Genomic DNA, 23804 nt, shown 5'->3' with positions numbered 1-23804 from the left:
CCATATTTGACCAAATGGGTACAGAAATAAAACTTAAGGGTGATCGCGTTATCGAAACCATCCCTTCTATAAAAGATAAAGCACTACGCATCAATTTAAATGAAAACATTTACGGAACATTTGCCGAAATTGGTGCAGGACAAGAAACTGTTAGACATTTTTTTAGATCGGGAGGTTCATCGGGAACTATTGCAAAAGCGATGTCCGCTTACGATAAAGATTTTAGCGATGCCGTTTATGGTGTTGAAATTGATGGCCGTTATGTAACCGAAAGTCGCTTAAAAAAAATGCTTTCGCACGAAGTTAATCTGATTGAACAACGTTTGAGTCGCGAAAAGCATCCCAACAAAATGTTTTTTAGTTATGCCAATACTGTAGCAACTATCGATTTTGCGAAACAATATAAAGGGCACGGTTGGGTTGGAATTAGCTATCAAATTGAACCCGACGAAGCGTATAACGAAATCATTCTTCATATTCGTTTTAAAGAAACAGATGCCCGATTGCAACAAGAAACATTGGGGATTTTAGGAGTAAATCTTATTTATGGCGCCTATTATAAATACAACGATCCCAAACGTTTATTGCGATATTTATACGATCACTTAGACAAGGATCAGCTTGAAATTGATACCATTAACTTTTCGGGTCCTCGTTTTGCTGATGTTGACAACCGATTAATGAGTTTGCAATTGGTTAAAAACGGCATGACCGATGCGGTGATGTTTAATCCTGAAGGTAAAAATATTTTGCCTGCGTCTATTTTATATAAGAAAAACTTATTGGCTTTGCGCGGTAGTTTTAGACCCGTAACCAAAGTAAACATGGACATGTACGAGAAATCGCTACGCATGTTTGAAGAAGAAAACAAAGTAGATAAAGACAATACCTTAGTTATTTTTGAAATAACCTTATCCAATTTACGTTCGGATGGTGAAATCGATGAGCGTGATTTTATGGATCGCGCCGAATTATTATGCTCACTTGGTCAAACGGTAATGATTTCGAATTTTCAGGAATATTACAAAGTAGTCGAATATTTCTCCAATTACACCAAAGCCCGAATGGGATTGGCCATGGGGGTAAACAATTTAGTCGATATTTTTGACGAAAAGTACTACCGCCATTTAAGTGGTGGCATTTTAGAAGCTTTTGGAAAATTATTTTACCGTGACATGAAAGTCTTTTTATACCCCATGTTGGATGAAGATGGCACTTTAATGGATTCAAACAATTTGAAAGTACACCCTCGAATGAAAGAATTGTATAAATTCTTTAAATTCAACGGAAAAGTATTAGATATCACCGATTACGATCCTGAAAACTTAACTGTCTTTTCGCGCGAAGTACTCAAAATGATTAGTCAAGGACAACCAGGTTGGGAACCGATGTTGCCTTCTGGAATTGCCGAAATTATCAAAGAACACCACTTATTTGGTTACACTCCTGACAAAGTGATTAGCTAAAAAACACTAATACCAATTAAAAAGCCAAGTTTGATTTATAACTTGGCTTTTTAATTGAATTTATTTTAAAAGTTGATTACTGTGTTCTTTGGTTTTTACTTTTTCGATTATATCTTCAATAATTCCTTTTTCATCGATTACAAAAGTAGTTCTGTGAATGCCATCATATTCCCGACCCATAAACTTTTTAGGTCCCCAAACACCAAAAGCAGTAATAACTGATTTATCTTCATCAGCAATCAAATCATAGGGTAATTTTTGTTTGGTTTTAAAATTAGATTGCGCTTTTTGGCTATCGGCACTTACTCCTAACAACTCATAATTCAATGCTTTAAAACGTTCAAAATTATCTCGTAGATCACAGGCTTCAGCTGTACAACCAGGCGTACTGGCTTTCGGATAAAAAAATACTACCAATTTTTTTCCTGCATAATCACTTAATTGGTGCAACTTCCCATCTTGATCTACTCCTGAAAACGCAGGTGCTTTATCTCCAATTTGTAAATTTTTCATATATCTTTACTTTCCTTTTTTAGAAAACATTCATTTTAGAACATCCTAAATTTAATTCTTATTTTTACTGCCTAAAATTACAGAAATGAATAAAGAACAACGTGTCACATTTGTTATAAATACGTTAAAAGAACTCTACCCTACTATTCCAGTTCCACTAGATCATAAAGACCCTTATACTTTACTTATCGCCGTTTTGCTCTCGGCACAGTGCACCGATGTACGTGTTAACCAAATTACACCCTTATTGTTCGCTAAGGCCGATAATCCGCATGACATGGTTAAAATGTCGATAGAAGAAATAAAAGAAATTATTCGTCCTTGCGGTTTGTCACCCATGAAATCAAAAGGAATTCACGGTTTATCTGAAATTTTAATCGAAAAACACAATGGAGAAGTGCCACAAAGTTTTGAAGCCTTAGAAGCTCTGCCCGCTGTAGGCCACAAAACTGCTAGCGTGGTGATGTCGCAAGCATTCGGAGTACCTGCCTTTCCGGTTGACACCCATATTCATCGATTGATGTACCGATGGAATTTAACCAATGGCAAAAATGTTCAGCAAACTGAAAAAGACGCGAAAAGACTTTTTCCGAGAGAATTATGGAATGACTTGCATCTACAAATTATTTGGTATGGTCGTGACTATTCGCCTGCTCGAGGGTGGAATTTAGAACGGGATATTATAACCAACACTATTGGTCGACAATCGGTAATTGACGACTACCGTAAAAAGCAAGGTTTAAAATAAAAAAATCACTAATTCGTATGGAAAATTAGTGATTTTTATCACCAAATCAATTGAATTAATTTGGTTTTCGTTCTTTAATAAGTTAAAATTTGTACTTATTAATTAGCTATCATTTCGAAAGTTTTATCAGCTGTTTTAACAACAGTTAAGGCTTTTGAATAATTTAATAAAAAGGAAACCACTTCTTTTTTAGGTTTCAAATTTTTAGTAACTACTGTTTTTTTTGAGTAAATTTTTGCCATGCTTCCCTATTTTTATAATAGTATAACGCACATGAACTAGTTTTAGTATTAGTTGGTTAAAACAATTTGATGTTTTTCGATTATTTTTCTCAAATTCATCAAGGCATAACGCATTCTACCCAAAGCGGTATTAATACTAACTCCCGTCAATTCAGATATTTCTTTAAAACTCATATCTTGATACATTCGCATTATTAAAACCTCTTTTTGATCTTCGGGTAATTCGGCTACCAATTTTTTTAAATCCACTTCAACCTGATCCAAAATCATTTGGTTCTCAATGGTCAACGAATTATCGCTCATTATCGAAAAAATTGAGAATTCTTCGGTCTCACGATGCATGGGCATTTTTTTGTTTTTGCGGTAGTAATCCACTATTAAATTATGAGAAATTCGCATTACCCAAGGTAAAAATTTACCTTCTTCATTATAGGAATTGCTTTTTAAAGTTCGAATTACTTTTATAAATGTATCTTGAAAAATATCATCCGATACATCTCTATCATTTACTTTAGAATAAATAAATCCGTAGATTTTGGATTCGTGCCTTTTAATTAATGAAGCCAAAGCATTTTCGTCGCCTTCGACGTAATTTTTGACTAATAAAGCGTCTGGAATATTCAGATGAGCCATAATACTTACTTTTTAGTTTAATTTTAAAATTTGGGGTTTCTAAAAAAGTAATTTTGATGTATAGGCTTCTTGTTTTTAAAGGTTAACTGGTCAAATTTAACAAAATTTTATTCTAATAAACAAATTAATATGGTATAAAAATTTAAAAAATAGGTTTTTTTCTTAAATGTTACACAATAAAATTAAATTTTACACGATTACCACCTGCTTACAGGAAAAATATAAGAGGTTTTGTTAGTGGATTGTTAAAACACAAAAAAGTGATTTTTTCTTCTTAATTACGGTAAAGAGATTTAAATACACTCCCCTTTTGAGCTAACAAAACTTAGCAAAAATGCGTACTTTTGTAAAAATTGATTTTTTTATGCAAGTTGACTTTTCGAAAATAGATCCTAAACAAAATATTATTATCAAGGGTGCTCAAGTACACAATTTAAAAAATGTTGATGTGGTTATTCCGCGCAACAAATTGGTAGTAATTACAGGCTTGTCGGGTTCTGGAAAATCAAGCCTTGCATTTGATACGCTATATGCCGAAGGGCAACGCCGTTATGTGGAAAGTTTGTCTTCGTATGCACGTCAATTTTTAGGGAGATTAGACAAACCAAAAGTAGAATATATCAAAGGAATTGCGCCTGCGATAGCCATTGAACAAAAAGTCAACAACACTAATGCTCGTTCTACCGTAGGTACTTCCACCGAAATTTACGACTACATGAAACTTTTATTTGCTCGAATTGGCCGCACTTTTTCGCCCATTTCGGGTCAAGAAGTTAAAAAAAACACGGTAACCGATGTAGTCAATGACGTTAAAAATTTCGAATTGAACAGCCGCTGGTTACTTTTAGCTCCCATACATATTGAAAAAGGAAGAAAAACGGAAGAAAAACTCAATATTCTTTTGCAACAAGGTTTTTCCAGAATTTTATTAGACAACGAAACCATTCGTATTGATGATTTTTTACAAAATCCTACGAAAGGCAAAGAAATGTTGTTGATCATTGATCGAATTGTAGTTAAAAACGAAGAAGATTTTTACAATCGTTTAGCCGATGCGGTTCAAACTGCTTTTTTTGAAGGTAAAGGTTTGTGCTATTTACAAGAAGCAAACTCTAACAAGCGTTTTAGTTATTCTAATAATTTCGAATTGGATGGTATCACTTTTTTAGAACCCAATGTACATCTTTTTAGTTTTAATAATCCGTATGGAGCTTGCCCTTCTTGTGAAGGTTACGGAAATATCATCGGAATTGATGCCGATTTGGTAGTACCAAACACCTCCTTGTCTGTATTTGAAAATGCTATTTATCCCTGGAAAGGAGAAAGCATGAGTTGGTATCGCGACCAATTGGTTAACAGTGCTTATAAATTTGATTTTCCTATTCATAAACCCTATTTTGAACTAACTGATGCGCAAAAAGAACTTATATGGACGGGTAATCAATACTTTGAAGGTTTAAATGATTTTTTCAAAGAATTAGAAGCTAAAAATTATAAAATTCAAAACCGAGTGATGTTGTCTCGTTACAGAGGCAAAACCAAATGCAATACCTGCAAAGGTAAACGCTTACGGGTGGAAGCATCTTATGTTAAAATTAACGGCAAAACGGTTTCGGATTTAGTCGATTTACCAATTAAAAATTTAGCCGATTTTTTTAAAGACCTCGAACTTAATGAATACGAGAGACAAGTAGCCAAACGTTTGTTAATCGAGATAAACAATCGCTTGGCCTTTTTAAGTCAGGTCGGTTTGGATTATTTAACACTTAATCGAAATTCGGCGACCTTATCAGGAGGTGAATCGCAACGTATAAACTTGGCCACATCCTTAGGAAGTAGTTTAGTAGGTTCCATGTATATTTTAGATGAACCCAGTATTGGTCTTCACCCAAAAGATTCGGAGCGATTGATTACTGTTTTGCTTTCATTACGCGATTTGGGCAATACAGTAATAGTTGTGGAGCACGACGAAGATATCATGAAAGCAGCTGATATGATTATTGATATTGGCCCCGAAGCAGGAAGTTATGGAGGAGAATTGGTAGCTCAAGGAACGTATGCCGAAATTTTGAAAGCAACTTCTTTAACTTCGAAATACCTTAACCATACACTTCAAATAGAAGTTCCGAAAACACGCCGAAAATTCAAAAATCATATCGAAATAATTGGGGCACGCGAAAACAATTTAAAGAACATAAATGTAACATTTCCGTTAGATATTTTAACGGTTATTACCGGTGTTTCTGGAAGTGGTAAGAGTACTTTAATCAAGAAATTATTGTTTCCCGCAGTTCAGAAAAAACTAGATTTGGCTTCGGAAAAAATAGGTCAATTAACCGACGTAAAGGGTTCATTTTCGCATATCAAACACATTGAATATGTCGACCAAAATCCGATTGGAAGAAGTTCCCGCTCAAATCCGGTTACTTATATTAAAGCCTACGACGATATCCGTGATGTTTTTGCTAAAGAAAAACTCTCAAAAGTGAGAGGCTATCAAGCCAAACATTTTTCGTTTAATGTGGATGGTGGTCGTTGCGAAACTTGCAAAGGAGAAGGAACCATCAATGTAGAAATGGTTTTCATGGCCGATGTACAATTACCTTGTGAAACCTGTAATGGCAAACGATTTAAAAAGGAAATTTTGGAGGTTTATTTTAACGGAAAAAACATAAATGATGTTTTAACCTTGACTATTGATGATGCCATTTCGTTTTTTAAAGATACTAATCAAGCTAAAATAGTGCAAAAATTACAACCCTTACAAGATGTTGGTTTGGGTTATGTGCAACTTGGGCAGTCATCCTCTACACTTTCTGGAGGGGAAGCGCAGCGCATCAAATTGGCCTCTTTTTTAGTAAAAGGAACGACCAAAGACAAAGCACTTTTTATATTTGATGAACCTACAACTGGTTTGCATTTTCATGATATTAAAAAATTGCTCAAATCATTTGATGCTTTAATAGAAAAAGGCCATTCCATAATTGTAATTGAACACAATTTAGACCTCATAAAATGTGCCGATTGGATTATTGATTTAGGTCCTGAAGGAGGAGAAAACGGAGGTTACTTACTAGCTGAAGGAACCCCCGAAGAAATTGTTAAAATAAAAAAATCCGTTACCGGAAAATATTTGAAAGAGAAACTTTAAAAAAGTTACGCTACGCTACAAAACATTTTTCTTCAAACGGAATTCCATCTTCATCGATAGCCACTAAAATCTTCTTTGGTTTTGAATATTCTAAGGTGAGGTATAGCCAAGCTATAGACCACAAACCTAAAGTAAAAATAAAAATGACAAAATTAAAACTATGATCAATTACTTTTCCGCCTTTGGATAAAACGGCAAAAAACAATTCATCATTACGCTCTTCTAATACAAAACCATTATTCAATTTATTTGAAATAAGATTTGAAAACACCTGTAAGTTATCGGTTTGGGCCAGTTGATGGGTACTCATAAACAGTTTATTTAATGTAAGTTAAACCTTGTTTTAAAAAATTTAATCAACAACTCAAATTTACTGAAACTTCTTACTTACAGCAATACCTACATTTAGTGATATTTTGACTCTATCTAAAAAATATTAACTCAAAAACGCAAAACACTGAAAATTAATCAGTAAACCATTAAATTGCTTGAAAAAAATTACGAATTAGACAACTGTTAAAATTCGACATTTTTCTTTTATAATCCCAATAAACTAAGAATTCAGGAATAATTGGGCGGAATGGTAATCTGACTACCATCACGTGTAGCACGATAATGAGGCGACATAATTTCGATACCCGCTTCGTTAAAACAATCCTGAATATTTTGATGCAGTGAAGAATAAATACGAGGTTGCTTATTGGGTTCGCGCGTATAAGCATTTATTTGATAAGCCACATAAAAATCATCTAAACTGGTCTGAAGCACAAAGGGTTCGGGTAATTTTTGAACAAAATCGGTTCTGTTTGCTGCGGCAATTAAAGCTTTATGCACGTCTTTCCAAGGAACGTCATACCCAATTGTAATGGTCGTATGAATGACTAATCCTCCAATATTATTTTGTGTATTGGCCGAATAATTGGTAGAAGTACTCGATAAAACCGTAGCATTTGGAATGGTTACATCTTCAAATTTTGTTGTTCGAACACGAGTTACTAAGGCCGTTTTTTCAATAACTTCGCCACTCACATCGCCAATTTTAATAAAATCACCAATTTTAAAAGGACGCATATAGGTAATGACCAGACCTGCGACCATATTTGCAATCGCATTCGATGACCCTAACGAAAATAAAATTCCGATAAAAACCGAAACCCCTTGAAAAATAGGTGAATCTGAACCAGGTAAATAGGGAAAAATAATAACCACCATAAACGCATACAACAATACGCGTACTATATTAAATGTTGGCAATGCCCAATCACTATAAAAACCGTCAATATGAATGTTTCCTCGTTTTATTTCATCTACAAAAAACTTCAAAATCTTAATGGCATATCTAAAAATGACCACAATGACAATAATGGAAAATAAGTTTGGAAGAAAGCTTACAAAGCCCATAAAAACCGATTTAGCCGGAGTAAAAACCCAATTTAACAACGTATCCGCATACGCTTCGGTTGAAGGGAAAAAGCTAAACATAATGGGTAAAGAAAAGTAGATAATCATAAATGATAAAATCCACTTTATGACTGTGACGATTCTTCGGGCTAAAATTTCTTGTTTTAAGGGGGAAAGAATTTCTACATTTTTTATTCTAAACCCTTTAAAAAAACCAGGATTTTTATCAACTAATGTATTCGTTGCGCTTACAAATCCTTTATTGACCAAATACAATACAAGGAAAATAAAGAAAACAACCAAGAATGTTAATCCAATGCGTTTTAATAAATTGGGAGTAGAATACTTGATTTTTTCTTCATTAACCGCTTTTGAAATGAGCTTTAAATTTTGCTCAGACATTTCCTTTACTGTCATTTTTTGCTGAATGGTATCGACATTCAAAACCGACATTATGATATTGTCTCCTTTATAAATAATATCATTTCCTAATTCGGAAGGCATAATTTTGATGGAATCAGAAATAAAAAAATCGTCGTTGTATAAAAATCTAATTTTTTCTGAAATCAAATTAGCTCTGTTTTCGGCAGAAAAAGAACCTACTCTATGGTAGATATAAAAAAGGGTATCTTTAAAAGGCGCAACAGGAAATCCTTTTAGATTGGCGTTATAAATCGAATCTTTTTTGGCTTGTTCAACAAGATTTTGTTTTTTGATGTTTTTTTGCTTTTTTGATTGGCATAGAACCTGTTGAGAAAAAGACAGCAGTAGTAGCAACAAAAAAACTATTATTTTATTCTTCATATTTACTTTAAAATTTTGGCTAAATATTAAAATTACCAATTTTTTGATTTAGGATAATTATTTTGGAAAACGGTCTGCAATAAAATTCATATTCAAACCATGTTCTAAATATGATTTTAAACCTGCTAAAACCCACGTAAATCCGCCTACAGAGTCGGTAATATTTTTGATAATCGTATCAGAAGTTCCTTGAAACCCATAATTTGTAATGGTAACAAAAGTCTTATCATTATTCAAAACTTTAAATTCAAAATCGACTATTGTTTTTTCTTGGTAATTACCCCATTCAATCCCAATTTTCTGGTTTTCAACAATAGTAAGTACAGTAACTGGAATTTCAACATTATACATTTCCCACGTCCAAATGACTACTTGTCCTTCGACTAATTTATTCGTGCCTTTTGTAAACCAAAATTGCGATGTTATAGCTGGATCTACAAATGCATTAAAAACCAAATCGACAGGTTTTCGGATCATCATGGCAGTCGTTGCAGCGGGAATCGATTGGTTTGTCATAATAGCTTGATTGTAAACGAAATTTTTGCTTTAATTCTTACAAATATAACGAATCAAACTGACAATAAAAGAGTAAAAATTTGAATTACATTATCTAATTTTAGGCAGCATTTTTTTGATAATCGAATCGATGACCTGGTTAATTTCGAGCGAAATTTTGAAACGGTAATTCAAATACACATACGCAATTGTCACCAAAATTGATTTTAATCCAATTCCGATAATCGGATGAAAAGGAAATTCCCAAAAATAAAAAAGTAAAAAGAGTACGGTAGTTAATACAATAGATTCGATTGTTTGCTTGGTAAACGGATACAAATGCATTCGTTTTACCACAAAAAGCAATTTGGCTAAACTATACAACGTTATCGACAGTAAAGTGGCAAATGCCGAACCAAAAATACCGTATAGCGGAATAAAAATCATGTTTAAAACTACGGTTAAAAACACCAAAATAAGTCCTAAAAAGAGTACCATTCGGTAGTATTTGGAGTTAAAAATGATCGCATTGTTATTTCCTAAAATCAAATCAAAATACTTTGACAGACCAATCATGAAAACAACTGGAATTCCGCCAGCATATTCTTTCGGAACTAATTCGTATAATTCATTAATATTTACAAAAATGCATAGCATGACAAATCCGCCGACAATTTGAAGGTTTATAGATGACTTTTTATACAAATCATTCAATTCGTCGTGTTTATTGTCGTGCATTAATTTAGCCGTAATGGGGTATACAATTTGATGCATGGCGCGACTCGGTACCGAAATAACCAAAGCAATATAAGTTGCCACCGAATAATAGGCAATATTTTCGATTACCATATATTGGTTCAACATCAGTTTGTCGCCATCCAACAATAAATTAGCTACGCTTCCCGACAAGATTATGTAAAAAGTATATACTAAAATATCTTTCACATTAGAGGGAATGGCAAACTGAAAATGTGGTTTTTTAATATAAAAAGCGTAAGCCATCGTAACCAAAAGCGCCAAAAAATAAATTGCTGCTGTAACATAAACAAACTCAACTAAGCTTATCCAATTAAAATACAGCCCTATAAGCGCTATGGAAGAAAACAAGCGAAGACCGACTTCTTTGATGAAATTTCCAAAAACCGAATGCATGTGAACACGTGCCCAAGCATAAAAAATTTCAAAATATGCCATGCACAATCCGGTAAATGGAATCAGCAAAATAAATTCCTCAACAACTGGATTTTTTTTAGTTACAAAAGCCGTAATATCATCCAAAAAGACAAATCCGATAATCAACAACGGAATACACAAAAGCAACGGAAACAAGACCGTAAAAGACAAAAACTGATTGCGCTCGTCTTCAGTTTTGTTTTGCGAATAAAATTTAACCAAGGTATTTTGCATTCCAATAGCAAACAAAGGCATGATTACATTGGCTGCCGACAATATATAATTTGTTACCGCATAATAGGTTGCGCCCAAGAAAACCGGGTACAAATACAAGGTATTAATAGCTCCGATACCAAAACCCAAATAGGTAATGATTGTATTTTTAAAAGATTGATTGAGTACAATTCCCATTACGTGATTGTAGATTGTAAATTTTAGATTTCCGATTGAATTAATTTAACCAATTGCTTTGTCAAATTTTTTCTAGAATATTGTTGCAATCCAACCGGATAGGCTTGCAATTTCCCTTCCAAAAACTGATTAAACTGCGCCAAAATTACAGTTTTTAATCGATCTTTTTCGGTATAAGTAAAAAAGTTGCCCGTGTTAGTAGAAGTAATGATTTCGGCAAAATCAGAACCTTCGGGCCCAATAGCCAAAATAGTTCTGTTCGAAACCATATATTCAAATAATTTTCCTGGAATGATACTTTTGGTGTCTTTCGAATTAATTTCAATCAACAGTAAAACCTGTGATTTTCGTTGGTGAGCAATCGCTTCATTATGCGAAACATAACCCAAATTATTCAAAAAGGAATCTAGTTTATATTGTTTAATAGTATCTAAAATTTCCTGACTAACAGCACCTATCAATTTTAATTCAAAATGAGTTTTAAAGTCGGGAACTTCATTCACTAATTCGGCTAAACTTTCCCATAATAATCTCGGATTTCTTTCGGATAAAAACGAACCAATATGAGCAATCGAAAATTTGGTATCTAGACTTTGTGAGGCAACATTTTCATTATCGTAACCATTCGTAATTACTTCAATCGGTTTAGAAGTAAGTAATTCAAATTCTTTTTTGGTTGTTTTGCTGGTAACAATAATTTTATCCGCTGAATTTAGCACTTGGTGTTCAAGCTTTTTGTGTTTTTTTGAAGCATAATTCGATAAACGCAATGCTTTATGATATCCTATCGTTGTCCACGGATCACGAAAATCGGCTAACCAAGTTAGGTTTAGATTTTCTTTTAAAGCCAAACCTATCAAATGCAAGCTATGTGGCGGTCCCGAAGTAACTATGGTGTCAATTTTATTTTCTTGAATGTATTGGGTAAGATACGCCACTGAAGGTTTTACCCACAAAACACGAGCATCTGGGATAAACAAATTACCGCGAATCCAAAGAAAAGTTTTGTCTAAAAACGATTGTTTTTTTTTATTCGGAATTATGCCTGAAGCAATTTTTTTGGTTTTATTCTTCGAAAAAACGGAAGCTAATTGATAAGGCTCAACAATTTTCTTTTTAAGAATTATGGCTTGATTTGAAATTTCATCGACTAAATTTTCATCTACAATTGGATAAGTCGGATTTTCTGGAACATAAACAATGGGCTGAATATTAAATTCGGGCAAGTACTTTACAAACTTCAACCACCGCTGAACACCTGGACCACCCGCTGGCGGAAAATAATAGGTTATAATTAAAAGCTTTTTTGGTTCCAAAATATTACTTCGCTACTTTTTTCTTTTGTTCAAAATAAATGCCGCAAACCAATAACAGTAACATACCAACCGAACTTAACAACGTAATGGTTCCTCCGGTTTGAATTACTTTAGGTTCAAACTTAAACTCAATTGTATGTTTTCCGCCTGGAATTTCCATTGCTCGCAAAACATAATCAACCGGGAAATGATTGGTTAATTTCCCATCTATATAAGCATTCCAACCGTTTTCGTAATAAATCTCAGAAAAAACAGCAATTCCGTCTTGCAAATTATCCGATTGGTATTTCAAATAATTGGGTTTATACACTTGCAATGTTATCGTACCGCGTGCATCCCAATTTTTACGCAAACGGGCTTTTTTAAATTTTTCAGCATTTTCATGAATGTTGAAAATAGCCACTTTTTTGGTATTTAAGTTACCTAATGCTTTCATTTCCGCATCAGGAGAAGTAACCAATTTTAAGCCCTCTACAAACCACCCATTTCCATTGGCATTGGGATTAATTGTTGGAAATTCTTTTCCTTCTTTATCAGTCTGAATAATGTATTTTACATTTAACATATCCAGCACTTCTACATTATTCTGTGCAATTTGATAATCAAATAATTGTTGCATTCTACGAGGTTTGGCAGCATGATATCCTCCCAATGAATGATGAAAATAAGAAGCTCTTGCACTGGACATATTTCCATTAACTTCAAAAACGCGGTACTGGGTTGTATCCTGTAAAATTTTTGTATCCGAAGGAGTTTGTTGAAAAGGATATTCGATTTCTTGTTTAGAAACAAAATCTTTACTAGAAACGTATTTTTTATCAATAAAAAACAGATCAAAAATCATACAGATGCTAACAACCGTCAGCGCTACTGTTGAACTTACTTTCCCTTTTATAAAAAACCAAAAAACGCCAAACACTACTACTATAAAAAAAGCAGAACGAAGTAAATCGGCAGAAAACAAAGTTTTTCTATCTTCTTTTAAAGCATCTACAAAACCAGGGCCATAACTTTCTAAAAAGTACCCATCACTCGCTCCTGTAAAGCTAAACATACTTTTGCAAAGAAATAGAATTATTATAATACCTAAGGACAAAGCACCCGACTCTATTAATCCTTTTTGCGCTTTGGCAATTTCTTTTTCTTTTAATTGAAAAAAAGATTGCAAACCCATAATCGCTAAAACCGGAAAACAAAGTTCTAAGATAACTTGTATAGAAGAAACCGCTCTGAACTTATCATACATGGGAACATAATCAATGAAAAAATCTGTTAAAACAGAGAAATTTTTACCCCAAGATAATACTAAAGATACCGCAGCACCAATAGCAAAAGCGTATTTTATTTTTCTATCATCAATAAACAAAGCCAAAACAGCTAAAAAGAAAACGACAATTCCAATATAAGCAGGAGCAGCAACTATTGGTTGATCTCCCCAATAGGTTGGCATACCTGAAACAAAATCTTGCGCTTGAACAGCCGGAACACCTTGCTGAACCATGAATTCATACATTTTACTATCTGTACCAATATTCTCATGATTAGAACCACCAAAAATCCGTGCAGCAATTAAATTAAAACTCTCTGTAATTCCGTAACTGTATTCGGTTATATACGCTCTACTTAACGCGGAATTTTCTGTAATTCTGGAACCATCCGGATTAAATGTCAGCTCCCCTTTACCGCGTGTGCTAAACTTTGCATATTCAGATGTTGCCATCAAATTTGTAGCGTTAGAACCTACTGCAAAAATAGCGGCAACCGCAAATGTACCGAAGGCAAAACCCAACGCTTTAAAGTCTTTTTCTTTTATTCTTTCGTAAATAAAATAAACTGAAAGCACCAATAAAAAAATCAGTAAATAATAGGTCATTTGAAAGTGATTCGCATTCATCTCTAAGGCAGCTGCGAACATCGTTAATAAACCTCCCCAAACATATTTACGTTGAAAAACTAAAATTACACCAGCAATAACCAAAGGCATATAGGCAATGGCATGTGCTTTGGCATTGTGACCTACTCCTAATATAATAATGAGATAGGTGGAAAATCCGAAAGCTAACGCACCCACAAAAGCTTTAAGCGGGTCTATTTTAAGCACTAACAAGAGTCCGTAAAAACCTAGGAAGTATAAAAACAAATAATCAGCAGGACGTGGTAAAAAACGCAAAACATCGTCTAAAGCACCGATATAATCGTGTGGATATTTGGCTCCTAATTGATAGGTTGGCATTCCTCCAAAAGCAGCATTTGTCCAATATGGTTCCTCGTGTTCTTGCGCTCTAAAATCATTTTGCTCTTTAGCCATTCCGGTATATTGTGCAATATCGGATTGATAAATTTGTTTTCCTTGTAAAACAGGATAAAAATAAATTAAAGAAACGATTACAAAACCCAATATAACAAGGGCATGCGGATAAAACTTATTTATTATTTTCAAAGTGGTTGGGTTTGGTTATGGATGATATTTGTTTATTGCAAACAAATTTAGTCTATTTCTTCGTAATCAACGTACTCACCCACTTTTTTGGTTTCGTGTGGGTATTTGGATTTGGCGGTATTGTAGATAATTTCGTCTTTATTATTCTGTGTTTTTTGCCATGAATTATCCTGACGATATTGTTGTGAATACTGTTGTTGCTGTTGAAAATTTTCGGCTGCTTTATTAACTACCTTTTTTACTACAATCGGAAAAAGCAATTTTGCTACAAATCTAAAAATGTAATAAAAAGCGATAATGTAAACAATAGATCGTAAAAGTCCTGAAAAAGATGCTTCTTGCATAACTATAAAATTTTTTCAAAATTACTAAATCCATTTTTTAAAAATAAAAATTGAATCTTAAATAATTAATAAAATAAGTACATTTGAAAAGCGTTATAACCTACATTATAAATAAAAAAATTATGAATTTCATTAAAAACGTATTTTTTGCATCTATTTTATTACTTCCCCAACTTTTTTTTGCACAATATACCGATGTAATTAATTCAAACCGACCAGGCGAAACCATGTCTTCTTTTGCCGTTGGAAAAACCGTTTTTCAAGCCGAAACTGGGATTTTTGGCATTCAAGAAAAACACGATTTACTAAATTACGATGCGGCAGGATTCGGAATGGATTTAACCCTTCGTTATGGTGCTTTTTTAGAAGAATTAGAATTTATTGTTGATTTACAATACCAAATGGAAAATGTAGATTATCCGTACAGTAGCATCAAAAAAAATGACTTTAAACAAACCATTTTTGGAGCCAAATACTTGCTTTATGACCCTTTTAAAAACGGACCAAAAAAAGTAAACATTTACAGCTGGAAAGCCAATCATAAATTCAACTGGAATCAATTAATTCCGGCTGTTTCTATTTTTGCGGGAGCCAATGTTGTTTTTTCGGGAAACCCCTACTCATTTTCGCCCGAATCCAGTGTTTCTCCGAAAATCATGTTGATTACGCAAAATCATTTTGGAGACGGAAAATGGGTTTTTGTAACCAACATCATTGCCGATTATCTAACTACTGATTACCCAAGTTATGGCTATGTTTTAACTTTAACTCGCGGATTCAATGATAAATGGTCTGGTTTTATTGAAAACCAAGGCTATAAAAGCGATTTTTATAGCGATGCTTTAGTTCGTGGCGGTGCAGCTTATCTCTTAGGAAAAAACATGCAAATTGATGCTTCTTTAACCACCAATTTTAAAGATACGCCTTCCGTTTTATATGGCGGAATTGGATTTTCTTGGCGATACGACGGACGTTACAAGGAAGTACAAACCATGACTTTTGAAAAAGAAAGCAAAAAGAAAAAGAACAAAAAAGAAATGGATTCGCAAGCTATCGAACGTCAAAGAAAAGCCAAATACGAATAAACCAATTGATAATTCGCTTTTATTTTCTGACCTTGCACACTTTTAAATTGCTCAAAAAACAAACTTTTCAATCAAAATGATTACCATAAAAGAAGCCAAAACAAAGCAAGAACTTACCGAATCAATTCAATTTAGTTTTGATTTGTATAAAAACAATCCAAACTGGATTCCACCAATAATTGCTGATGAATTAGAAACGTTTGATAAAGAAATTAATCCGGCTTTTGAAAATGCCGAAGCTTATTTTTACACAGCACATAAAAACGGTAAAATGGTGGGGCGAATTACAGCCATCATCAACTGGCAAGAAGTCAACCAACAAGGCAAAAAGAAAGTTCGTTTTGGTTGGTTTGATGTAATCGATGATATTGAAGTTTCCAAAGCACTTCTCGAAAAAGTGTACGAATTAGGTCGCCAACACCAAATGGATCATGTCGAAGGTCCAATGGGATTTTCAAATTTAGACAAAGTGGGTTTGTTGACCCGAGGTTTTGACGAAATGGGCACCATGATTACGTGGTACAATTATGAATATTACGTACACCATTTAGAACAATTGGGTTTTGTTGTCGAAAAACAATTTATAGAAAGTGTTTTTCCGTTTTCGAATGTTAAACCCGAATTTTTCTTAAAAGCTACCAAAATCATTAAACAACGTTTTGGTTTGCGCGTACTTGATTTTAAAACGACCGATCAAATCATGAGTCGTGTTGATGAAATGTTCGATTTATTTAATACTTCTTATGAAAAATTAGCTTCTTTTGTAGCCGTTTCAGATAGACAAAAAGAATATTTCAAGAAAAAATACGCGCCGTTAATAAACCCAGAATACATCAAATATATAGTCGATAAAAACGATAAAATGGTGGCTTTTAGCATTGTGATGCCAAGTTTATCAAAAGCTTTAAAAAAAGCCAACGGTAAACTTTTTCCTTTTGGATTTTTGCATTTGTTATGGGCTAAAAAACACAGCAAATCGGTACTTTTTTACCTTATCGGCGTACAACCCGAATATCAAAATAAGGGCGTTACAGCTTTAATTTTTGAAGAATATTATAAAGTTTTTAAAAAGAATAAAATTGAAACTTGTATCCGTACACCCGAATTATTAGAAAACAATTCGATTCATTTGCTTTGGAAAAACTTCGAACCAAGATTGCATTGCGACCGAAAAACATTCCGAAAAGATTTAAATTAAAACAAAAAATCCAGTGATTCTACTGGATTTTTTGTTTTAATAGGTTTTGTGATCTAAAATAAATATTCTTTCAAAAAGAAATAAAAGCAAATTGGTTATTTGATTACTTCGCAGGCAATCATTCGGTTGTTTTCGTAAATATCTTTTTTCAGCTCTATATTTTTAAATTTCTTATTTTGAAGTAAATCCACCATTTCATTTCCTAAATATTGATTGATTTCAAAGAAAAGTTTTCCTTTTTCAGTAAGATTATTTTCGGCCAACTGACTGATTTTTTCATAAAAAATCAAAGCATCCGAATCGTCTACAAACAAAGCCAAATGCGGCTCATGTTGCAAAACATTGTTTTTTATCTCGGCTTTTTCCAGATTACGAACATAAGGCGGATTGGAAACTATAATATCAAACTCTTCTTGAAAACAAGTAGTTTCTAAAATATTTTTATGCAAAAACTGAATTTTAACCCCGTTACATCGGGCATTATTTTTGGCCGTTTTTAAAGCTTCGTTTGACACATCCAAAGCAAAAACCTTAGCATTCGGAATGTTTTTGGCTAATGAAACAGCAATACAACCACTGCCAGTACCTATATCCAATATGTTTATTTTTTTATCAGATGGAAATTCTTTATTTACCGTATCGATAATCCATTGTACCAATTCTTCCGTTTCGGGACGCGGAATCAAAACGTTTGAATTTACTTCAAAATCCAACCCAAAAAAATGGGTTTTACCCAATAAATATTGAATAGGGATTTCTTTTTTGAGTTCTTTCAATAGGTTTTCCCAAACTTCCACATCCGATTCATTCAATTCTAAATCAGGATTTAAGGCCAAATGAATTTGTTTCAAATGGTGTTTTTCTTCCAGTATTAAATAAAAAAAACTTTCGGCTTCGAGTACATCGTAAATTGGCAACAATTCTTGAATAAAATGAGTTCGATACGTTTTAATTCGCATAACATTCAGTTTAAAATGGGGAAAATTATCTTTTTAAAAGCTATAAAATGAACTTATTTACCAACACAATCTAAGGGTCTAAAACGCAAAGCACTCCAAGTTGCATCAATTGAAATGGCACTTACAGGTCGCAACTGATAATCGAGAGCTAATTACCACATGCTATCCCGATTAATATCGGTTTTAACTTTTGAAGTACCTTTGGGATAAGCAAACCACAATACCGCATCATAAGCAATCTGATGCATTTTTTGTTGCATAAAATTTAAAAACGAGCTTTTGTCTTTTATAAAAACCAAGACATTAAAATGAGTGACATCATTCTTAAAGTCAAGGGCAAATTCGTGAGTTAAAAACTTATTTTGGTAGTTTTCAGGAGCATCTATCGCAACGGCTACATCTTTGAATTTTAGTTTTTTAATAATTTCACCCATAAAAATCTTACATATTTAACTAAAACCGTCAATTAATTGATAAAGTGCTACTAAAATAACAAAAATCAATTAATATGATTACTAAAATCAACGAACTATTTTAAAATGTAAAATGAAAAAGGAAAACCAAATACTCATTCAATACGACTTGAACCCATCAAAATTCTTATTTTTGCAGGGTGGAAAAAAATGAAAAATACATACGACGTTGTCTAGAAATTGCCAAAAATGGTTTAGGCACGACCTATCCTAACCCGATGGTAGGAAGCGTAATTGTACACAACAATCGTATTATTGGTGAAGGTTGGCATAAAAAATCAGGCGAACCCCATGCGGAAGTGAATGCCGTAAATGCAGTAAAAAACAAATCGTTATTAAAAGAGGCAACCATTTATGTGAGTTTAGAACCATGTAGTCATTTTGGAAAAACACCCCCTTGTTGCGATTTGATTATTGCAAACGAAATTCCGAATGTTGTCATCGGAACTGTTGATCCGAATGAAAAAGTAGCTGGCAATGGAATTAAAAAATTAATTGCTGCCGGAAAAAAAGTAACTGTGGGAATCTTGGAAAAAGAATGTTACGAACTCAATAAACGATTTTTTACCTATCACAACCAAAAAAGACCTTACATCATTTTAAAATGGGCAGAAACAGCCGATTCATTTTTGGCTCCTTTAACAAAAAATAGCGAAAGAGCTCCTGTTTGGATTACCAATTCTTATTCGAGACAATTGGTTCATAAATGGCGTACCGAAGAACAGGCAATTTTGGTAGGAACACAAACCGCTGTGACCGACAATCCAAAATTAGATGCCAGAACTTGGTTTGGCAACAATCCGGTTCGGGTGTTAATTGATCAAAATCATCGTATTCCGACAGACAGCCATTTGGTAGATAACACCATCAAAACCATCATTTTTTCTAGCAAAAACAACACTTTTTCTACAGAAAACACCTTTTATGAAACCATTGACTTTAGTCAAAATACCGTGCAGCAAATACTATCTAAATTATACGACTATCAAATTCAGTCGGTCATAATCGAAGGCGGATTGCATACTTTGCAATCCTTTATTGATGCATATTTTTGGGATGAAGCGCGAGTATTTATTGGGAAATCGAGTTTTGGAAACGGTATTCCTGCACCAAAAATTAACGGAATAAAAACCATTTTAAAAAACATTGAAGGCGACCAACTTTATTTAATAAAAAAACATGATTGATACTATCATTTTTGATTTTGGTGATATTTTCATCAACCTCGACAAACAAGCTCCGATTACAAAATTCAAGCAATTAGGATTAACAGAATGGAATGCGGAATTGGACAACTTGAATATTCAATTTGAAATTGGTGCCATTTCAGCTGCCACTTTTTTAGAAGGATTTCAAAAGCAGATGCCCAATGCCTCTATCGAAGCCATAAGAGAAGCTTGGAACGCTGTTTTATTAGATTTCCCACAATATCGATTGGATTTTTTACAAACACTTTCTCAAAAATACCGATTGTTCTTATTAAGCAATACCGATTCAATCCACATCGAAACTTTCGAAAAAAAGGTAGGCGAACCGTTTTATAAAGCTTTTTACGAGTGTTTTGAAAAAGTCTATTTTTCGTTTGATATGGGTTTACGTAAACCCGATCCCGAAATTTACAAACAATTGCTTCACAACCATCAACTTTCTCCCGAGCGAACTTTATTTGTAGACGATAGAACCGACAACACCGACTCGGCTAAATCCTTAGGAATTCAGGTTTGGAATTTACAAGTCGGAAAAGAAGATGTAACAGAATTATTAGAAAAAAATAGAATTTAAAATCCAATTAATGATGGCAACAGATACGTACAGCACCATCGACGAACCATCAGAAGAAATCATCTACAAAGAAAAAGGTAGTAAATTTTACGGTTATGCTTTTCCAATCAATTCGGAAGAGGAGGTAAAACCGATAATTGAAATTTTAAAAAAACAGCATCCTAGCGCAGTGCATTATTGTTATGCCTACCAATTGGGTACAGAAAACGATATAAGTTACCGAGCTAACGACGATGGAGAACCCAGTAATAGCGCCGGAATGCCCATTTATGGACAATTACAATCCTATAATGTAACAAACATTTTAGTAGTAGTAGTTCGTATTTTTGGCGGCATTAAATTGGGCGTAGGCGGATTAATAGCAGCGTACCGAAATACCGCCCAACAAACACTAGCAATTTGTGAAATTGTTGAAAAAACCATCGATATTCCTTTTTTAATCACTTTTGACTATCAAAACATGAATAAAGTGATGCGTGTGATTAAGGAAAAAAACATTTCTATTGTTTCTCAAGAAATGGAAATAGAACCTGAAACCGAAAAACCGATTGGCAAAATTGGCATCAAAATCAGAAAAAAAAATGCCGAAATGGTTTTCGACACTTTTAATTCGATGTTCGAAATTAACATAAAACGCAATTGAATTTTAATAAAAAATCAATTCACTTTTAGAATTATTGAAGCTTTTTAATAATATCCAAAATATAATCTGGCGGAGCTATCGGACGACCTGATTTTAACGATACAAATACCAACAAAAAGGAGGCTGTTGTTAATAACTCATTTGCCTCGTTATAAATCGCACAATCGAATTCAATCTTAACAGAAGTTTGACTTTTAAAGTTGGTATGAACCGTAAGAAGTTCATCGTATCGAGCCGACTTTTTATAATTGATAGTCATGGAAACAATTGGCAATCCAATTCCGCTTAACTCCATATCTTTATACGAAACTCCTTGATTTTTAAGCCATTCCACTCGACCAATTTCAAAATATGGCACATAATTACCATGATAGACCACTCCCATTTGATCGGTTTCGGAGTAACGAACACGTACTTTTACTTGGTGATTTTTCATTATTTTTTTGTTATTAAATTTTTAATTTTAGATTAGCCCTTACAACTTTTTTTTGGAAAAATCCAACCCAAAATATTTTTTTTTAACGATTTTTGTTCACATATTTGTTATCCTGAAAAACGACAAAAAATCAGTCTCTTTTAGCAAGAGAAATATTATCAAAACATAAATTTATTTGAATCTATGACTAAAACTGCTCAATCGGTATGGGAAAACTGTTTGTCTTTCATAAAAGACAATATTCAAGACCAAGCATACAAAACTTGGTTTGAACCAATCAAATCAGTTGAACTAACCGACAACGCATTATACATTCAAGTTCCAAGTAAATTTTTCTACGAATGGCTCGAAGAGCATTATGTAAAGTTATTAAAAGTTGCCCTTACTAAAGAACTCGGAAAAAACGCAAAGTTACTCTATAAAATTAAAATGGAGAATACTTATGGCAATAAACAACCTTTTACCGAACAATTGCCAAGCTCGAACCGAACGCCTGTAAAACCGCAAGAAGTTGATGCACCATTTAAAAATTTAAATCCCGAGTTAAAAAATCCATTTGTTATTCCGGGAATTCGCAATTTAAAAATTGAATCGCAATTAAACTCCAGTTATAGCTTTGACAATTTCTTAGAAGGTGACTCAAACCGACTGGCGCGTTCTGCAGGAATGGCCGTTGCCAATAAACCCGGCGGAACTTCTTTTAACCCGCTTTTAATTTTTGGAGGTGTTGGTTTAGGAAAAACGCATTTGGCGCATGCCATTGGAGTTGAAGTAAAAGAAAAATTTCCCGAGAAAACCGTTTTGTATATTTCTGCCGAAATTTTTACCCAACAATATATTGATTCGGTGAAAAAAAATAACCGAAACGATTTCATCCATTTTTACCAATTAATTGATGTTTTAATTATTGACGATGTTCAATTTTTATCTGGAAAATCGGGAACGCAAGACGTATTCTTCCATATTTTCAACTACTTGCATCAAAACGGAAAACAAGTTATTTTAACTTCGGATAAAGCACCTGTTGACATGCAGGACATTGAGCAGCGTTTGTTATCTCGTTTTAAATGGGGACTTTCGGCTGAATTGCACCAACCGGATTACGAAACTCGTATTTCTATCTTGAAGAATATTTTATATCGAGACGGTGTCGATATGCCCGAAGATATTATTGAATACGTAGCCCGAAACATTAAAACCAATGTTAGAGAATTAGAAGGTGCCATCATTTCGTTGATTGCACAATCTTCTTTCAACAAAAAGGAAGTAACTATCGAGCTTGCTAAAAGTGTAGTTGAAAAATTTGTTAAAAATGTAAAACGCGAAATATCAATCGATTATATTCAAAAAATCGTATCCGATTATTTCCAACTCGATATCGAAACCTTACAATCAAAAACACGTAAAAGACACGTGGTACAAGCCCGCCAGTTAGCTATGTTTTTTGCTAAAAAATTCACCAAAGCATCTTTAGCCAATATTGGTTCGCAAATTGGCGACCGGGACCATGCTACTGTATTGCACGCTTGTAAAACGGTTGATAATTTAGTCTCTACCGACAAACAATTTAAAAAATTTGTTGACGACATCAATAAAAAGTTAACGCTATAAAAAGCAAAATGCCTGTAAAAATTTTAATGGTTTGTTTAGGAAACATTTGCCGATCACCCTTGGCGGAAGGTCTCCTAGCAGCCAAACTACCTAAAGATAAATTCATCGTAGATTCGGCGGGAACCGGAAGCTGGCATGTAGGTCATTCTCCCGATAAACGTTCTATTGCCGTAGCTCAAAAAAACGGGCTTAATATTTCGCATCAAAAAGGCCGCCAATTTAGTGCAAATGATTTTGACGAGTTTGATTACATCTACGTCATGGATAGTAATAATTTCTCAGATGTATTGGCTTTAGCACAAAACGAAACACATAAAAACAAAGTTCGTTTAATTTTAGATGAGATTTTCCCCGGTGAAAATGTTGACGTGCCCGACCCATATTTTGGGTTAACTAATGGTTTTGATTCGGTTTACGAAATGCTAAATGAATCGACCGATAACATTGCTAAAAAATTAATACAAAAACACAGCTAAACCA

Annotated in this window: 23 protein-coding genes; 10 read left to right on the top strand and 13 right to left on the bottom strand. The window is 33.6% G+C overall.

Annotated features, from left to right (window positions below):
• Positions 1-14 precede the first annotated feature (14 nt).
• Positions 15-1466, top strand: coding sequence for a TonB-dependent receptor (locus I5M07_RS09120; protein ID WP_200106079.1), 1452 nt, complete (start codon positions 15-17; stop codon positions 1464-1466).
• 60 nt (positions 1467-1526) lie between these two features.
• Here I5M07_RS09120 and bcp read toward each other — a convergent pair whose 3' ends face one another.
• The gene (gene bcp, locus I5M07_RS09115; protein WP_200106077.1) at positions 1527-1979 is read right to left on the bottom strand and encodes a thioredoxin-dependent thiol peroxidase; all 453 of its coding nucleotides are present in this window, start codon (positions 1977-1979) and stop codon (positions 1527-1529) included.
• A gap of 85 nt (positions 1980-2064) precedes the next feature.
• Between bcp and I5M07_RS09110 the strand changes: the two genes are divergently transcribed.
• Positions 2065-2727, top strand: coding sequence for an endonuclease III domain-containing protein (locus I5M07_RS09110; protein WP_200106075.1), 663 nt, complete (start codon positions 2065-2067; stop codon positions 2725-2727).
• A gap of 98 nt (positions 2728-2825) precedes the next feature.
• On the opposite strand, the gene I5M07_RS09105 is transcribed toward I5M07_RS09110, so the two are convergent.
• On the bottom strand, positions 2826-2969 hold the full coding sequence (locus tag I5M07_RS09105; RefSeq protein ID WP_200106074.1) for a hypothetical protein: 144 nt from the start codon (positions 2967-2969) through the stop codon (positions 2826-2828).
• Positions 2970-3017: 48 nt separating this feature from the next.
• Positions 3018-3602 carry an RNA polymerase sigma factor gene (locus tag I5M07_RS09100; RefSeq protein WP_200106073.1) on the bottom strand — a complete coding sequence of 195 codons (585 nt, stop codon included), beginning with the start codon at positions 3600-3602 and terminating at the stop codon, positions 3018-3020.
• Positions 3603-3966: 364 nt separating this feature from the next.
• Between I5M07_RS09100 and uvrA the strand changes: the two genes are divergently transcribed.
• Entirely contained in the window at positions 3967-6753 is a 2787-nt protein-coding gene (gene uvrA, locus I5M07_RS09095; protein WP_200106371.1) for an excinuclease ABC subunit UvrA, read from the top strand.
• Positions 6754-6763: 10 nt separating this feature from the next.
• Here uvrA and I5M07_RS09090 read toward each other — a convergent pair whose 3' ends face one another.
• From I5M07_RS09090 to I5M07_RS09060, 7 genes are all read right to left on the bottom strand, one after another.
• Positions 6764-7063: a hypothetical protein gene (locus tag I5M07_RS09090; protein ID WP_200106072.1), complete on the bottom strand. Its 300-nt coding sequence runs from the start codon at positions 7061-7063 to the stop codon at positions 6764-6766.
• Between the two features lie 251 nt (positions 7064-7314).
• The gene (locus I5M07_RS09085) at positions 7315-8958 is read right to left on the bottom strand and encodes a mechanosensitive ion channel family protein (protein ID WP_200106071.1); all 1644 of its coding nucleotides are present in this window, start codon (positions 8956-8958) and stop codon (positions 7315-7317) included.
• 57 nt (positions 8959-9015) lie between these two features.
• Complete coding sequence (locus I5M07_RS09080) at positions 9016-9474, bottom strand: SRPBCC family protein (protein WP_200106070.1); 459 nt, start codon at positions 9472-9474, stop codon at positions 9016-9018.
• A 90-nt stretch (positions 9475-9564) separates the two neighbouring features.
• Positions 9565-11037 (bottom strand): oligosaccharide flippase family protein, encoded by a 1473-nt coding sequence (locus tag I5M07_RS09075; RefSeq protein ID WP_200106069.1) that lies wholly within the window; start codon positions 11035-11037, stop codon positions 9565-9567.
• 23 nt (positions 11038-11060) lie between these two features.
• Complete coding sequence (locus I5M07_RS09070; protein WP_200106067.1) at positions 11061-12353, bottom strand: glycosyltransferase family 4 protein; 1293 nt, start codon at positions 12351-12353, stop codon at positions 11061-11063.
• Between the two features lie 4 nt (positions 12354-12357).
• Positions 12358-14793: a YfhO family protein gene (locus I5M07_RS09065; protein WP_200106066.1), complete on the bottom strand. Its 2436-nt coding sequence runs from the start codon at positions 14791-14793 to the stop codon at positions 12358-12360.
• A 47-nt stretch (positions 14794-14840) separates the two neighbouring features.
• Positions 14841-15137, bottom strand: a complete 297-nt coding sequence (locus I5M07_RS09060; protein WP_200106062.1) for a DUF4834 family protein — start codon at positions 15135-15137, stop codon at positions 14841-14843.
• Between the two features lie 122 nt (positions 15138-15259).
• Here I5M07_RS09060 and I5M07_RS09055 point away from each other — a divergent pair, with 122 nt between their 5' ends.
• A complete protein-coding gene (locus I5M07_RS09055) occupies positions 15260-16222 on the top strand; it encodes a transporter (RefSeq protein WP_200106061.1) in 963 nt (320 codons plus the stop codon).
• 76 nt (positions 16223-16298) lie between these two features.
• Positions 16299-17420 carry a GTP cyclohydrolase gene (locus tag I5M07_RS09050; RefSeq protein WP_200106059.1) on the top strand — a complete coding sequence of 374 codons (1122 nt, stop codon included), beginning with the start codon at positions 16299-16301 and terminating at the stop codon, positions 17418-17420.
• 95 nt (positions 17421-17515) lie between these two features.
• Here the strand turns inward: I5M07_RS09050 and prmC are convergent, their stop codons facing one another.
• Both prmC and I5M07_RS09040 read right to left on the bottom strand, forming a co-directional pair.
• Complete coding sequence (gene prmC / locus I5M07_RS09045; protein ID WP_200106057.1) at positions 17516-18379, bottom strand: peptide chain release factor N(5)-glutamine methyltransferase; 864 nt, start codon at positions 18377-18379, stop codon at positions 17516-17518.
• 152 nt (positions 18380-18531) lie between these two features.
• The gene (locus I5M07_RS09040) at positions 18532-18813 is read right to left on the bottom strand and encodes a hypothetical protein (protein ID WP_200106056.1); all 282 of its coding nucleotides are present in this window, start codon (positions 18811-18813) and stop codon (positions 18532-18534) included.
• 179 nt (positions 18814-18992) lie between these two features.
• Here I5M07_RS09040 and ribD point away from each other — a divergent pair, with 179 nt between their 5' ends.
• The 3 genes from ribD to I5M07_RS09025 are packed head-to-tail and all read left to right on the top strand — an operon-like array spanning position 18993 to position 21277.
• The gene (gene ribD, locus I5M07_RS09035; RefSeq protein WP_200106055.1) at positions 18993-20039 is read left to right on the top strand and encodes a bifunctional diaminohydroxyphosphoribosylaminopyrimidine deaminase/5-amino-6-(5-phosphoribosylamino)uracil reductase RibD; all 1047 of its coding nucleotides are present in this window, start codon (positions 18993-18995) and stop codon (positions 20037-20039) included.
• Positions 20032-20634 (top strand): HAD family hydrolase, encoded by a 603-nt coding sequence (locus I5M07_RS09030; protein ID WP_200106054.1) that lies wholly within the window; start codon positions 20032-20034, stop codon positions 20632-20634. The genes ribD and I5M07_RS09030 overlap by 8 nt, the downstream gene beginning before the upstream one ends.
• 10 nt (positions 20635-20644) lie before the next feature.
• Entirely contained in the window at positions 20645-21277 is a 633-nt protein-coding gene (locus I5M07_RS09025; RefSeq protein WP_200106053.1) for an IMPACT family protein, read from the top strand.
• 31 nt (positions 21278-21308) lie between these two features.
• On the opposite strand, the gene I5M07_RS09020 is transcribed toward I5M07_RS09025, so the two are convergent.
• Positions 21309-21713: an acyl-CoA thioesterase gene (locus I5M07_RS09020; RefSeq protein ID WP_200106051.1), complete on the bottom strand. Its 405-nt coding sequence runs from the start codon at positions 21711-21713 to the stop codon at positions 21309-21311.
• A gap of 183 nt (positions 21714-21896) precedes the next feature.
• On the opposite strand from I5M07_RS09020, the gene dnaA reads away from it, so the two are divergent.
• On the top strand, positions 21897-23324 hold the full coding sequence (gene dnaA / locus I5M07_RS09015; RefSeq protein WP_200106049.1) for a chromosomal replication initiator protein DnaA: 1428 nt from the start codon (positions 21897-21899) through the stop codon (positions 23322-23324).
• Between the two features lie 8 nt (positions 23325-23332).
• Positions 23333-23800, top strand: a complete 468-nt coding sequence (locus I5M07_RS09010; RefSeq protein ID WP_200106047.1) for a low molecular weight protein-tyrosine-phosphatase — start codon at positions 23333-23335, stop codon at positions 23798-23800.
• Positions 23801-23804: the final 4 nt, after the last annotated feature.

Origin of the sequence: Flavobacterium agrisoli, assembly GCF_016522065.1 — a bacterium.
Taxonomy (GTDB): domain Bacteria; phylum Bacteroidota; class Bacteroidia; order Flavobacteriales; family Flavobacteriaceae; genus Flavobacterium; species Flavobacterium agrisoli.
The sequence above is the reverse complement of the archived record's forward strand: the minus strand, read 5'-3'. Positions and strand labels throughout refer to the sequence as shown.

Excerpts from the sequence above, each read along its gene's own strand:
- I5M07_RS09010 (WP_200106047.1), top strand. The coding sequence starts at position 23,333 with ATGCCTGTAAAAATTTTAATGGTTTGTTTAGGAAACATTTGCCGATCA.
- prmC (WP_200106057.1), bottom strand. The coding sequence starts at position 18,379 with ATGCGAATTAAAACGTATCGAACTCATTTTATTCAAGAATTGTTGCCA.
- I5M07_RS09120 (WP_200106079.1), top strand. The coding sequence starts at position 15 with ATGGGTACAGAAATAAAACTTAAGGGTGATCGCGTTATCGAAACCATC.
- I5M07_RS09050 (WP_200106059.1), top strand. The coding sequence starts at position 16,299 with ATGATTACCATAAAAGAAGCCAAAACAAAGCAAGAACTTACCGAATCA.
- I5M07_RS09080 (WP_200106070.1), bottom strand. The coding sequence starts at position 9,474 with ATGACAAACCAATCGATTCCCGCTGCAACGACTGCCATGATGATCCGA.
- I5M07_RS09100 (WP_200106073.1), bottom strand. The coding sequence starts at position 3,602 with ATGGCTCATCTGAATATTCCAGACGCTTTATTAGTCAAAAATTACGTC.
- dnaA (WP_200106049.1), top strand. The coding sequence starts at position 21,897 with ATGACTAAAACTGCTCAATCGGTATGGGAAAACTGTTTGTCTTTCATA.
- I5M07_RS09060 (WP_200106062.1), bottom strand. The coding sequence starts at position 15,137 with ATGCAAGAAGCATCTTTTTCAGGACTTTTACGATCTATTGTTTACATT.
- I5M07_RS09025 (WP_200106053.1), top strand. The coding sequence starts at position 20,645 with ATGATGGCAACAGATACGTACAGCACCATCGACGAACCATCAGAAGAA.
- I5M07_RS09020 (WP_200106051.1), bottom strand. The coding sequence starts at position 21,713 with ATGAAAAATCACCAAGTAAAAGTACGTGTTCGTTACTCCGAAACCGAT.
- I5M07_RS09090 (WP_200106072.1), bottom strand. The coding sequence starts at position 7,063 with ATGAGTACCCATCAACTGGCCCAAACCGATAACTTACAGGTGTTTTCA.
- I5M07_RS09030 (WP_200106054.1), top strand. The coding sequence starts at position 20,032 with ATGATTGATACTATCATTTTTGATTTTGGTGATATTTTCATCAACCTC.
- bcp (WP_200106077.1), bottom strand. The coding sequence starts at position 1,979 with ATGAAAAATTTACAAATTGGAGATAAAGCACCTGCGTTTTCAGGAGTA.
- I5M07_RS09105 (WP_200106074.1), bottom strand. The coding sequence starts at position 2,969 with ATGGCAAAAATTTACTCAAAAAAAACAGTAGTTACTAAAAATTTGAAA.
- I5M07_RS09075 (WP_200106069.1), bottom strand. The coding sequence starts at position 11,037 with ATGGGAATTGTACTCAATCAATCTTTTAAAAATACAATCATTACCTAT.
- I5M07_RS09055 (WP_200106061.1), top strand. The coding sequence starts at position 15,260 with ATGAATTTCATTAAAAACGTATTTTTTGCATCTATTTTATTACTTCCC.
- uvrA (WP_200106371.1), top strand. The coding sequence starts at position 3,967 with ATGCAAGTTGACTTTTCGAAAATAGATCCTAAACAAAATATTATTATC.
- I5M07_RS09085 (WP_200106071.1), bottom strand. The coding sequence starts at position 8,958 with ATGAAGAATAAAATAATAGTTTTTTTGTTGCTACTACTGCTGTCTTTT.
- I5M07_RS09040 (WP_200106056.1), bottom strand. The coding sequence starts at position 18,813 with ATGGGTGAAATTATTAAAAAACTAAAATTCAAAGATGTAGCCGTTGCG.
- I5M07_RS09110 (WP_200106075.1), top strand. The coding sequence starts at position 2,065 with ATGAATAAAGAACAACGTGTCACATTTGTTATAAATACGTTAAAAGAA.